General features: G+C 65.5%; 11 protein-coding genes. 4 read left to right on the top strand and 7 right to left on the bottom strand.

The genetic code is table 11. From position 1 onward, the window contains the following. Nucleotides 1-317: 317 nt before the first annotated feature. The 5 genes from BM154_RS17160 to folE2 all read right to left on the bottom strand — a co-directional run bounded on the left by BM154_RS17160 (nucleotide 318) and on the right by folE2 (nucleotide 5,010). Nucleotides 318-1,583, bottom strand: a complete 1,266-nt coding sequence (locus BM154_RS17160; protein WP_074886777.1) for an NAD(P)/FAD-dependent oxidoreductase — start codon at nucleotides 1,581-1,583, stop codon at nucleotides 318-320. Beyond that, a complete protein-coding gene (locus tag BM154_RS17165) occupies nucleotides 1,580-1,816 on the bottom strand; it encodes a (2Fe-2S)-binding protein (RefSeq protein WP_074886780.1) in 237 nt (78 codons plus the stop codon). The genes BM154_RS17160 and BM154_RS17165 overlap by 4 nt, the downstream gene beginning before the upstream one ends. Beyond that, nucleotides 1,809-2,924 carry an NAD(P)/FAD-dependent oxidoreductase gene (locus tag BM154_RS17170; protein ID WP_074886783.1) on the bottom strand — a complete coding sequence of 372 codons (1,116 nt, stop codon included), beginning with the start codon at nucleotides 2,922-2,924 and terminating at the stop codon, nucleotides 1,809-1,811. Before BM154_RS17170 ends, BM154_RS17165 begins: the two co-directional genes overlap by 8 nt. Next, entirely contained in the window at nucleotides 2,921-3,994 is a 1,074-nt protein-coding gene (locus BM154_RS24445; protein ID WP_083414598.1) for a proline racemase family protein, read from the bottom strand. Before BM154_RS24445 ends, BM154_RS17170 begins: the two co-directional genes overlap by 4 nt. A 122-nt stretch (nucleotides 3,995-4,116) precedes the next feature. Continuing rightward, on the bottom strand, nucleotides 4,117-5,010 hold the full coding sequence (gene folE2, locus BM154_RS17185; RefSeq protein WP_074886784.1) for a GTP cyclohydrolase FolE2: 894 nt from the start codon (nucleotides 5,008-5,010) through the stop codon (nucleotides 4,117-4,119). 80 nt (nucleotides 5,011-5,090) lie between these two features. On the opposite strand from folE2, the gene dksA reads away from it, so the two are divergent. Genes dksA through BM154_RS17200 form a run of 3 tightly spaced genes read left to right on the top strand, consistent with a single transcriptional unit; the run spans nucleotide 5,091 to nucleotide 7,368 of the window. Further along, nucleotides 5,091-5,495, top strand: a complete 405-nt coding sequence (dksA, locus tag BM154_RS17190) for an RNA polymerase-binding protein DksA (protein WP_074886787.1) — start codon at nucleotides 5,091-5,093, stop codon at nucleotides 5,493-5,495. A gap of 26 nt (nucleotides 5,496-5,521) precedes the next feature. Next, nucleotides 5,522-6,724, top strand: coding sequence for a zinc metallochaperone GTPase ZigA (zigA, locus tag BM154_RS17195; RefSeq protein ID WP_074886790.1), 1,203 nt, complete (start codon nucleotides 5,522-5,524; stop codon nucleotides 6,722-6,724). Then, complete coding sequence (locus BM154_RS17200; RefSeq protein WP_074886795.1) at nucleotides 6,724-7,368, top strand: DUF1826 domain-containing protein; 645 nt, start codon at nucleotides 6,724-6,726, stop codon at nucleotides 7,366-7,368. Before zigA ends, BM154_RS17200 begins: the two co-directional genes overlap by 1 nt. Nucleotides 7,369-7,700: 332 nt before the next feature. On the opposite strand, the gene BM154_RS17205 is transcribed toward BM154_RS17200, so the two are convergent. Beyond that, nucleotides 7,701-8,054: an NADH:ubiquinone oxidoreductase gene (locus tag BM154_RS17205; RefSeq protein WP_074886798.1), complete on the bottom strand. Its 354-nt coding sequence runs from the start codon at nucleotides 8,052-8,054 to the stop codon at nucleotides 7,701-7,703. Nucleotides 8,055-8,207: 153 nt separating this feature from the next. On the opposite strand from BM154_RS17205, the gene BM154_RS17210 reads away from it, so the two are divergent. Further along, nucleotides 8,208-9,164: a CobW family GTP-binding protein gene (locus BM154_RS17210; protein WP_074886801.1), complete on the top strand. Its 957-nt coding sequence runs from the start codon at nucleotides 8,208-8,210 to the stop codon at nucleotides 9,162-9,164. Nucleotides 9,165-9,734: 570 nt separating this feature from the next. Here the strand turns inward: BM154_RS17210 and BM154_RS17215 are convergent. Then, entirely contained in the window at nucleotides 9,735-11,039 is a 1,305-nt protein-coding gene (locus tag BM154_RS17215; protein WP_074886805.1) for an MFS transporter, read from the bottom strand. Nucleotides 11,040-11,112: the final 73 nt, after the last annotated feature.

An 11,112-nucleotide genomic window follows, 5' to 3' on the forward strand; every position in this document is an offset into this window, starting at 1 on the left:
ATTGTTCTCGACCCGGTTGCGGTACAAGCCCGAGGGCGGTCCTCTCCAAAGAAATCAGTTAGCTGCGTCTCTGCGTTTTTGTCTTTCTTATGCTAGAGCCGTTGTCTTGTTCTTGTTATGGGGTGTGTCTTGTTATTTTTGTTGTGCGGGAGATAGAGCATAACCTGTGCCAATTTTGGAATATCTCTATTTATCAATGACTTAGATTTTTCAGCGTTTTTCTGCCTGTGCTGCGGAGCACAAAAGCGTTACCGCGCTACCCGTTTTGTTACCGTTTGAGGTGTGCGGCTCACTCGCGCTTGAAAGTGGCTGCACGTTCACGGCGAACTGCTCTGGGCCGCCTCTTCCAGCTGCATGAGGGTGCCGATTCGGGTTGGTGTGAAGGGCGGGCGGGGCGCGGCAGGCTGCCAATCGAACAGGTATTGCGTGGCACCGCCGCATATCCGTCCCTGGCAGGCACCCATTCCGCAGCGCGTCGCCAGCTTCGCTTCGCGCCAGTTGCGGTGTGCGGCCACGGCGGCGTAGGGGACGTCTTCGCAGCGGCATAGCAGGGTGTCTGGTTGCGCCAGGCGTTTGAGTGCGGGGTCCAGCGCGAAGTGTTTGTTCAGCGCATCGGCAAAGCGTTGCCAGCGGGCACGGGTTGCCCACACCCGCTGCGCGGCCTTGCGGTTGCCGGCGGCGGCGTGGCCGGCAATGCGGCCTTCGGCCAGGGCCAGTTCGCTGCCGCCGAAACCGGTACATTCGCCCGCCGCGTAGATGCCGGCCATATCGGTCGCCTGCCAGGCGTCGACCTTGATGGCAGCGCTGCCCAGCGCACAGCCGAGCGCCTGCCCTAGCTGCATGTTGGGGATCAGGCCGAAACCGCAGGCAAGGCGCGCGCACTCCAGCTCTTCGAGCTTGCCGTCACGCTGCAGGCGCACGCCTTCCAGGCGATCCTGCCCCAGTGCGGCGACGATGCGTGTACCAGGGCGATAACCGCCATCGAGCAGGCCGAAGGACTGCAACAGCTTGTGCGGCCAGCGCGGCAGTTGCAGGGCGAAGGCCGCGACTGCGCCTGTCGATGCCTGCTCGGCAATGCGTAACACCTGAGCGCCGGCCTGTTTCGCGGTGCTCGCGCTGGCCAGCAGCAACGGGCCGCTGCCGGCAACCACGATGCGTTCACCGGCCACCGGCAAGCCGCCCTTGATCAGCGCCTGCAGGCCGCCGGCACCGGTTACACCGGGCAACGTCCAGCCGGGAAACGGCAGTAACAACTCGCGTGCCCCGGTGCACAGGATCAGCTTGTGATAGGCGATCACCCAGCCGCGTTCGGCATCTTCCACCAACAGCCCATGGCTTCCGGCGCGGGCCACCACCCGGGTGGCGGCGTAACGCTGGATACTGGCGTGGTTATCCACAGCATCGCGCAGTCGGCGCGCCTGTGCAGGCACCTGCGCTCCTGCGCCATCGCGCCAGATCTGCCCGCCGGGCAATGGATTGTCGTCGAGCAGCACCACCTGCATACCGTCGCCTGCAGCGGCCAGCGCGGCGGACAGGCCGGCCGGGCCGGCGCCGATGATCAGTACGTCAGCCTGTTCGCTCATGGCCGTGTCTCCACCTGCATGCCATCGCGGCACAGGGTCTGGCAGGCCAGGCGGCGCAGGCCGTCGACGGTTACCCGGCATTCCTGGCAGATGCCCATGCCGCACAGCGGTGCCCGGCGCTGGCCGCTGACCGAGGTACGTGCGCTGCCGTCGCCGCCCAGGGCGAGCGCGGCAGCGACCGTGGTGCCCGGCGCTACGCTGAGCGGGCGCCCATCGAGGTACAGGTCAGGCATGGGCGGTTTCTCCAAGGTAACGCCGGGGCGCATAGGCGGCGGCCGGAATGGGTTCGGCCTCGTCCCACAGCAGCGCCGCGAGCAGGTCGGCGGTAGCCGGCGCCGCGGTAACACCCAGCCCCTCATGGCCGACCGCCAGCCATAAGCCGGGCTGTTGCGGGTGTTCACCAATTAGCGGCATGCCGTCTGGTGTGGCGGCGCGAAAGCCGGCCCAGGCGCGGATGCCGTTGAGTTGCGCCAGGCCCGGCGCATAGCCCGCGGCATGCCTGAGCATGCGCGCCAGCAACCAGCCGTCGACCTCGGGGTCGAGGGTGTCGAACTGCCGCGAGGTGCCGATGAACAGCTGGCCAGTCGGCCGCGGCTGGATGTTGCAGGCCACCGAGGCGCCACTGCTGTTGTGCACGCTGGTCAGGTAGCTCAGCTCGGTGATGGTATGGGTGACCGGGTGCGGGTAGCGGTCGGTGATCAGCAGGTGGCCCTTCTTCGCCGCGATGGGCAGCTCCGGGCAGAGCTCCACGGCTTGAATACCGTTGGCCAGCACCACGGCATCGGCGCCTAGCCAACTGCCGTCTTCGAGGCGCACGCGGTTGCCGTCCAGCTCCGTGACCTTGGCGCGACGCCCGGTGATGCGCGGGTTGTCGAGCATCCAGAGTGCAGTGTTCGGTGCGTAGAGAATGCCGTCGTCGGGCAGGCGCAGGGCGCCGTGCAAGCCGTCGCGCAGGATCGGTTCCATGGCCTGCAGCGCGTGGCCGGGCACCATCTCGCAGCGTATTCCCTCGGCGCGCAGGTTGCCGCTCTTGGCTTCTGCCGCCGCCAGCTCTTCTTCGTTGGCGGCCAACCACAGGGTGCCGTTGTTGCGATACGCGCAGTCGTCCGGCAATTGCGGGCCCAGCTCGCGCCAGCGGCTCAGCGAATAGCGGCTGATATCCAGTTCGGCCTGGTTGTCGTCGAGCACCAGCAAGTGGCCCATGCCGGCGGCGGTGGCGCCGTGCAGGCCGGCATCGATGACCAGCACTTGCTGACCGCGGCGGGCCAGTTCGCGGGCGCAGGCGGCGCCGATGATGCCGGCGCCGATGACGATCACATCGGCGACCCGCAGCGGGCTCACGGGCGGATGCCCCAGGCGAACGGATCGTCCTGTTCGAGCAGCAGGGTGGCTTCGGCGCTGATATTGGCGCGCCCGCGGATGGTCGGGATCACCTTGTCGCCCTGCCATTGGTAGGAGCCTTCGAACAGACTGCCGATCACGCTGGCCTGGCGCCAGATCTGTCCGGGTTGCAGCTTGCCCTCGGCGGCCAGGCAGGCCAGCTTGGCGCTGGTGCCGGTGCCGCAGGGCGAGCGGTCGTAGGCCTTGCCAGGGCAGAGCACGAAATTCCGGCTGTCGGCTCGCAGCGAAGCTGCTGCGCTCGATGATGCGGCGTTGGGAGCTGGCGAAAAATGCTCATTTACAGCCAGTAAACTGCGTTTTTTGGCCAGCTCCCGCCTTGCCTCCTCTTCGCTCGCGACGCTTGGCTGCGAGCCTTCCGGCTGTTCATTTTCCGCAAACAGCTCGATATGGTCGATCAGGCCGCCGTCCTCGCCACGAATGCCCTGGTCTTCCAGCGCCTTTTGCACGGCGTAGGTGTAGGCGGTCAGCGCTTCGACGTTGTCGCCGGTGATGCGCTGGCCGTGGTCGGCGATCAGGAAGAACCAGTTGCCGCCCCAGGCGATATCGCCCTGCACCAGGCCGTAGCCCGGAACCTGCAGTTCGACGGCCTGGCGGTAACGGTAGGACGGCACGTTGCGCACGCTGACCGAGCGATCCTCGTGCAAGGTCGCCTCGACCGTGCCCACCGGCGTTTCGATCTTGTGCACGCCAGCGCCGATGCGGCCCATATGGGCCAGCGACACCACCAGGCCGATGGTGCCGTGCCCGCACATGCCGAGGTAACCGGTGTTGTTGAAGAAGATCACACCGGCACAGGCGCTGGGGTCGACGGGCTCGCAGAGCAGGGCGCCGACCAGCACATCATTGCCGCGCGGTTCGAGAATGCAGGCGGCGCGCCAGGCATCGTGCTCACTGGCCAGCAGCTGTTTGCGCTCGGCCATGCTGCCCGTGCCGAGATCGGGAAAGCCGCTGACCACCAGCCGGGTCGGCTCGCCGCCGGTATGGGAGTCGATCACTTCGATGCGTTTCATGGGCGCTGCGCCTGTATGCCGATTGAATGGCTACAGGGTGACGCGAGGCAGGCCGGACGGCTTGAAGGATTTGCGCCGGCACGATGACGAAATCGGCATAGCGCCAGCGCCTCGCCGGGGTTTCAACACCAGCAGTGGCTGGTGCTGGCCACGGCGTCGTGGGCATGCAGGCTTTCGGCATGGGTAACCTGGATGTGGAAGCCGTTGATACCTGGCATTGCCAGCAATGCCTGGTGCACGCGGCGTGCAGCGTCCTCGCAGAACATCAGGTTCTGGCCGTTGGCCAGGGCAAAGGCCTGTTCGTCGGCGCGTTTGACGGCGGTCTGTACGGCGGTGCCCAGGGCGGCTTCGGCACCGTCGAGCAGCGCCAGGAACGGCAGGCTGTTCGCCTCGCTGGGCAGGCGCACGCGGATATGCGCCTCGCTGCGCTGGCTATGTGGGGTAGCGACGATCCCCGTGCTGCCAAGCCAGGCGTGAAGGGCGTCGTAGTCCAGCGGGCGATCGGCGAAGTCGTCGGCGAAGCGCTGCTGGATCAACTGCCGAGCCAGGGCGGCCGAGCAGGGGCAGGTCGACGAATAGTCCAGGCGCAGGCCCAGCTCGAGGTGGAAACCCGCAGGATCGAGCCGGGCGCTGAGGGTCAGCGGATAGGCCTTGTAGCCGGCGAGCGGACTGATCAGCGCCGGGCGCGGGATCAGCCAGTCGCCGCGCAGCTCCAGATGGGCGCAGTGCGACAGCCCCTGGTGGCTACGCAGGAAATCCTCCAGCACGCGGCGCAGCGTTGCCGGTGACAGGGGCTCCAACTGCAGGTCGGCCAGGGCCAGGTAAAGGCGTGACATATGGATGCCACGGGCCTGCCCGTCGTCCAGGCTGACCCCGGCATCTACCTGGGCATTGATCGGTTGCTCGCCCAGCCGCAGCGGCAGGGCGATACCGCGCATGCCCACCCAGTCGAGTGGTGCGGCCGGTTGCGTGCTGCGTTGTGCGGCGATATCGGGCAGCGTGGTCTGACGATTCATCGGTTTCCTCGGTGCGGAGCAGCATGACAATGGAATATTTAATGTTATGTTATAACAATTAAGTGATCCGTGAGCCCACCATGACCCCCGATGAATTGATCGCCCAGCCCCCCGAGGCCTACATGAACGATGCCCAGCAGGCGTTCTTTCGCGACCTGCTGGTTCGCCAGCGCGAGGAACTGCAGCAGCGTATCGACGGCGAGTTCGGCGAATTGCGCGAGCAGGAGCGGCCCGCCGACGAGGCCGACATCGCCAGCCGCGAGGAGCAACGGCAATGGCAACTGCGCCTGCTGGAGCGGGAAAAGAAGCTGCTCGACAAGATCGATCAGGCCCTCGATCGCCTGGCCCGTGGCGAGTACGGCTGGTGCCGGGAGACCGGCGAGCCGATCGGTCTACGTCGCCTGCTGCTGCGGCCCACCGCCACCCTGTGTATCGAAGCGAAAGAGCGCGAAGAACAGCGCGAACGCCACCAACGTGACCTGTGAACCCTGATGCTGATGAGGACCCCGCCATGCCCAACCGCCTTCCCGTGACCGTGCTTTCCGGCTTTCTCGGTGCCGGCAAGAGCACCCTGCTCAACCATGTGCTGAAGAACCGTGACGGCCTGCGTGTCGCGGTGATCGTCAACGATATGAGTGAAATCAACATCGATGGCAGCGAGGTGCAGAAGGGCGTCAGCCTCAATCGCGCCGAAGAGAAGCTGGTCGAGATGAGCAACGGCTGCATCTGCTGTACCCTTCGCGAGGACCTGCTCGACGAGGTCAGCAAGCTGGCCCGCGACGGCCGCTTCGACTACCTGCTGATCGAGTCCACCGGCATTTCCGAGCCGCTGCCGGTGGCCGAGACCTTCACCTTTCGCGACGAACAGGGCCAGAGCCTGGCCGATCTGGCACGCCTGGATACCCTGGTGACGGTGGTCGACGGGGTGAATTTCCTGCCCGACTTCCAGGCCGCGCAGACCCTCGCCAGCCGCGGTGAAACCCTGGGCGAGGAGGACGAGCGCTCGATCACCGACCTGCTGATCGAGCAGATCGAATTCGCCGACGTGCTGCTGATCAGCAAGATAGACCTGATCAGCCGGGCCGAGCGCGAAGAGCTGACCGCCATCCTGCGCCGCCTCAACACCCGCGCCAGGATCGTGCCGATGAGCATGGGCGCGGTGCCGCTGAACACCATTCTCGACACCGGCCTGTTCGACTTCGAGCGCGCCGCCGAGTCGCCCGGCTGGCTCAAGGAGCTGCGTGGCGAGCACCTGCCGGAGACCGAGGAGTACGGCATCGCCTCCAGCGCTTACCGGGCACGGCGGCCCTTCCATCCGCAGCGGTTCTTCGATTTTCTCAGCCGCGAGTGGACCAACGGCCGGCTGCTGCGCTCCAAGGGCTTTTTCTGGCTGGCCAGCAAGTATCAGGAGGCGGGCAGCTGGTCCCAGGCCGGCGGCCTGATGCGTCATGGCCTGGCCGGGCGCTGGTGGCGCTTCGTGCCGAAGAGCCAATGGCCCCAGGACGAGGACGAACTCAAGGGCATCATCCGCCAGTGGGACAAGGCCAGCGGTGATTGCCGCCAGGAGCTGGTGTTCATCGGCCAGCACATCGACTTCGACAAGCTGCATGCCGAGCTGGACGCCTGCCTGCTCAGCGATGCGGAAATGGCCGCCGGCGTCGAGACCTGGCTGCAGCTGCCCGATCCATTCGGCCCCTGGCAGGAGGCCGCGTGATGCTGGAGCTCAAGGTACAGCCGGCGCCGCTGCAGGTCAGCAGCGAGCGCATCGAGATCCTCGGCGACGCCCTGCGTGACGAGGTCAACCTGGCGGTCTGGCAGCGCCAGCTGCCCGAGCATCTCGCTGCGTTCGCCAGCAGCTTGCTGGCCCAGGGCGAGCCGCTGGCCGAATCCCTGAGCATCGAGCTGGCCGATCCCGATGCCGATCCCGATCTGCACGGGCTGCTGAGCGGCTATAGCGACCTGCCCGGCCAGGCGGCATTCCTGGCGGACGTGGCCTGGCTGTTGCGCGCCTATGCCTGCCTGCTCGATGCGCGGCGGATCGGCCTGCGCCTGCGCGCGCTGGATGGTGCCATGTGCCCGCGCTTCCACGTCGATCATGTACCGCTACGGCTGATCACCAGCTATGCCGGCCCCGGCAGCCAGTGGCTGGGCGAAGGCAACCTGTCGCGTCAGCTGTTGGGTGGTGCGCAGGCGTTGCCCAGGGACGGCGCCTTAGTCGAGCAGATCGACTGCGGCCACGTGGCGCTGGTCAAGGGTGAGCGCTGGGTCGGTAACGAAGGACGCGGGCTGATCCACCGCTCGCCCGCCTTGCCTGCCGGTGAGCGTCGCCTGCTGCTGACCTTGGATTGGCTGGCGTGATGGCCGAAGCGCGGGCAAAAAAATGCTGCGCCTGAGCGCAGCAACATCGCCACCGGGCCTGTCCGGCAGCCAAGAGAGGCTGTATTAACGCCGAAAGAGATGACGATTGAATGACGGCTTGGAGCCTGCTCGCGATCTGCATGTGCATGAAGCGGCACCTACAAGGCAAAAGCGGCCGGTCGTGCTGCGATTCAAACCTGCTCATATTGGTGGGCTGAAGCGGATCGCCGCCCGGCCCACCCTACGAGGCTGGCACGATCTGTAGGGTGGGCCGCCCCGCCACTTAGCTGTCAAAATCGACGCATCTGGGCAGAAAAACTATGAACAGGCTTTCAGTAAGCCATCCACACGCCCTTGCTTTGCCCTTCGCAGAACGGCTTGAGGTAGGCGGCGTCTTCGGCCACGCCGTAGTAGTGGATGTCCTGCTGATACGGGGTGCCGCCGATCCGGGCGTTGCGGCACACGCCAAAGGCGCCCACCGGGCACTGCTCGACGAAGCTGACATCGACCTTCTGGCCCTTGAGCTGCGGCTGGCAGAAGCCGCTGCGGAACAGGTTCGGCGGGATGCTGCGGTTCTGCTGGCAGACCTTCACGTCCAGCCGCTCGGCCTGGCTGTGCACCACGCAGGCTTCGCCCCAGGCCAAGCCGGACAGACCACACAATAGCAGGGGCAGCAAACGGCGCATTGAGCCAACTCCAGAAAAGATGCGGCGATTTTAGGGGCTGTTGACGTTTCGCGGCAACGCGGCTCGCATTGAAACGCCGGCAGACTCTCGCCTTTCGCTCGATCAACGCCCACCGGGCTTTCCCCCACGTCGCCAAGCCTTCACCATAGCGCCATGCTCAAACTGATACCTACCCACCTGATCGCCGGCTCACTGGGCGCCGGCAAGACCAGCCTGATCCGCCAGCTGCTGGCGCAACGGCCCGCGGCTGAGCGCTGGGCGGTGCTGATCAACGAGTTCGGCCAGATCGGCCTGGACGCCGCCCTGCTGGCCCGCGACGAGGAGGGTCTGAGTTTCAGCGAAGTGGCCGGGGGCTGCCTGTGCTGCGTCAACGGCGTGCCTTTCCAGGTCGGCCTGGGCCGGCTGCTGCGCAAGGCCAAACCGGATCGGCTGTTTATCGAGCCGTCCGGCCTGGGGCATCCCCTTGCGCTGCTGGAGCAACTGAGCCAGGTGCCCTGGAAGGGCGTGCTCGCCGTGCAACCGCTACTGATGGTGCTCGACGCCGCAGCCCTGGCGGCCGATCAGCCGCTTGCCGACACCCAGCGTGACGCCCTGGCTCACGCCGGGCTGCTGGTGCTGAACAAGAGCGAAGGGCTGGATACGGCAACGCGCGCGCGTCTCGAAGCGGGCTTCCAGCAAGCCCGCTTCTGGACGAGCCAGGGCGTATTGCCGTTCAGCCAATTACCGAAGGCATCCGCGATAGCCGATGTCGCGGCTGGCGGCCTCCTGCCGGACGGTCCACCGCCGCCTGCGCTGGTGTGGCGCAGTGCCGATAAGCCGATCTGCCTGATTCAGGATCAGCCCGAAGGCTGGAGCATCGGCTGGCGCTGGCACCCCAGCCAGCGCTTCGACCTGATGGCGGTCCAGCAATGGCTGGCGACACTGCCCTGGCGGCGCGCCAAGCTGGTGTTGCACACCAACGCCGGCTGGCTGTCGGCCAATGCTCTGGAAGGCCAGGTATTGCACTGGCAGAACAGCGAGTGGCGCAAGGATTCGCGGCTGGAACTGATCTTCACCGGCCCTCAGAACGAGGCGGCGTTGCAGGCCGGCATGGCGGCCTGCCGACTGTAAGAGCCTGTTGGCGATCTTTTTAGGCGATATAAAGAGGCTGCTACAAGGCAAAAGCAGCCGTTCGCGGAACTCGTGGGAGGGGCTTTAGCCGCGAGCTCTTTACGTCCCGCACGCTATGCGTGGCCTTTGGTTTGCCAGCGTTATCGCGTTGTGGATACGTTCGGTTCCGCTCTGTCGAGCGGGTTTCTTTTGGCATCGCCCGGATGGCCGGCCCCGCCAAAAGAAACCAAAAGGTCTAGCCCCGGCATACGGCCCCAGCTTCGCTGGGGTTCCCTCGCTCCATCATTGTTCCAAGGGCCCGACCTAGGCGGCCCCCCACGAAGGGCCGTCTCTGGCCCATCGCGGCTCTCGCGACATCCATGTCGCTCAACCCTCTTCACAACGATTCCGCTCGGCCTCCTGAAGGGGCGATTGGTGTCGTCTGATAATTCTGTGGCATGAGGAGCACCTTAAAGGCAAAGCGGCCGACCGCCGCTTTCGCCACTTTGCAGTCAGAGCGCTGAAGTCGAGCCGAAGGGTCGTGAACAGGCTCCAAGCGGGGCGCCGCGTAGGGCGCCCGGCATGGCAGGTTTAGTCCGTGGTGATCCGCGAATGCGTGCGGGTGTCCTTCATGGTGATGTACACCAGCAGCGAGCAGGCGATGCAGCCGGTCACGTACCAATAGAAGCCGCTCTCCATGCCCACGCTCTTGAACCACAGCGCCACGTACTCGGCGGTGCCACCGAAGATCGACACGGTCAGTGCGTATGGCAGGCCGACGCCCAGGGCGCGGATCTCGGTGGGAAACAGTTCGGCCTTCACCACCGCGTTGATCGAGGTGTAGCCACTGACGATGATCAGCGCCGCCATGATCAGGAAGAACGCGCCCCACCAGCTCTGCACCGTGTGCAGGGTGGTCAGGATCGGGTAGGTGAACAGCGTGCCCAGTACCCCGAAGGCGATCAGGATCGGGCGGCGGCCGATCTTGTCGGACAGCGCGCCGACCAGCGGCTGCAGCAGCATGAACAGGAACAGCGTGGCGGCCGAGATCATGGTCGAGTCGTTTTTGCTCATGCCCACGGTGTTGACCAGGTACTTCTGCATGTAGGTGGTGTAGGTGTAGAAGGCCAAGGTGCCGCCCATGGTAAGGCCGACCACGGTGAGCAGTTCCTTGGGATGGCGCAGCAGGGTGCGCATGATGTTTTCCTTCGGCGCCTCGGTCTTCTTGAACGAGTCGGTCTCCTCCATGCCACGACGCAGGTACAGCGCTACCACCGCGCACATGGCTCCGATCACGAAGGGTACGCGCCAGCCCCAGGTTTCCAGCTGTTCGACGGTCAGTGTCTGCTGCAGGATGATCAGCACCGCCAGGGCGATGAGCTGGCCGGAGATCAGCGTCACATACTGGAAGCTGGAGAAGAAGCCGCGACGTTCCTTGGTGGCCATCTCCGACAGGTAGGTGGCCGAAGTGCCGTACTCGCCACCCACCGACAGGCCCTGCAAGAGACGCGCGACCACCAGCAGCACCGGCGCGGCGACGCCGATGGTTTCATAGCTGGGGGTCAGGGCGATGATCAGCGAGCCGAAGCACATCAGCAGCACCGAGGCCAGCAGCGCCGCCTTGCGGCCCTTGCGGTCGGCATAGATGCCCATCAGCCAGCCGCCGATCGGGCGCATCAAAAAGCCCACGGCGAAGATCGCGGCGGTGTTAAGCAGCTGGGCAGTCAGGTCGCCTTGCGGGAAGAAGGCCTTGGCGAAGTACAGCGAGAAGGCGGCGTAGACGTACCAGTCGTACCACTCGACCAGATTGCCGACCGAACCGCTGAAAATCGATTTGATGCGTTGGGACGTGGTGCGCGTAGGCGCAGAGGCAGACAGCGTGCTGGTGCTTTCCATCAGGGGGAACCTCGATATCGTCATTATTCTTGTACGCCCGTGCAGGCGCTGGCTGGACCATTGCAGAAGCTGT

Source organism: Phytopseudomonas argentinensis, from assembly GCF_900113905.1.
Lineage (GTDB): Bacteria > Pseudomonadota > Gammaproteobacteria > Pseudomonadales > Pseudomonadaceae > Aquipseudomonas > Aquipseudomonas argentinensis.

What these genes read in the sequence shown, in the direction of transcription:
- BM154_RS17200 (WP_074886795.1), top strand. Translation starts at nt 6,724, where the DNA reads ATGCTGGAGCTCAAGGTACAGCCGGCGCCGCTGCAGGTCAGCAGCGAG.
- BM154_RS17205 (WP_074886798.1), bottom strand. Translation starts at nt 8,054, where the DNA reads ATGCGCCGTTTGCTGCCCCTGCTATTGTGTGGTCTGTCCGGCTTGGCC.
- folE2 (WP_074886784.1), bottom strand. Translation starts at nt 5,010, where the DNA reads ATGAATCGTCAGACCACGCTGCCCGATATCGCCGCACAACGCAGCACG.
- BM154_RS17215 (WP_074886805.1), bottom strand. Translation starts at nt 11,039, where the DNA reads ATGGAAAGCACCAGCACGCTGTCTGCCTCTGCGCCTACGCGCACCACG.
- BM154_RS17165 (WP_074886780.1), bottom strand. Translation starts at nt 1,816, where the DNA reads ATGCCTGACCTGTACCTCGATGGGCGCCCGCTCAGCGTAGCGCCGGGC.
- BM154_RS17160 (WP_074886777.1), bottom strand. Translation starts at nt 1,583, where the DNA reads ATGAGCGAACAGGCTGACGTACTGATCATCGGCGCCGGCCCGGCCGGC.
- dksA (WP_074886787.1), top strand. Translation starts at nt 5,091, where the DNA reads ATGACCCCCGATGAATTGATCGCCCAGCCCCCCGAGGCCTACATGAAC.
- BM154_RS17210 (WP_074886801.1), top strand. Translation starts at nt 8,208, where the DNA reads ATGCTCAAACTGATACCTACCCACCTGATCGCCGGCTCACTGGGCGCC.
- zigA (WP_074886790.1), top strand. Translation starts at nt 5,522, where the DNA reads ATGCCCAACCGCCTTCCCGTGACCGTGCTTTCCGGCTTTCTCGGTGCC.
- BM154_RS24445 (WP_083414598.1), bottom strand. Translation starts at nt 3,994, where the DNA reads ATGAAACGCATCGAAGTGATCGACTCCCATACCGGCGGCGAGCCGACC.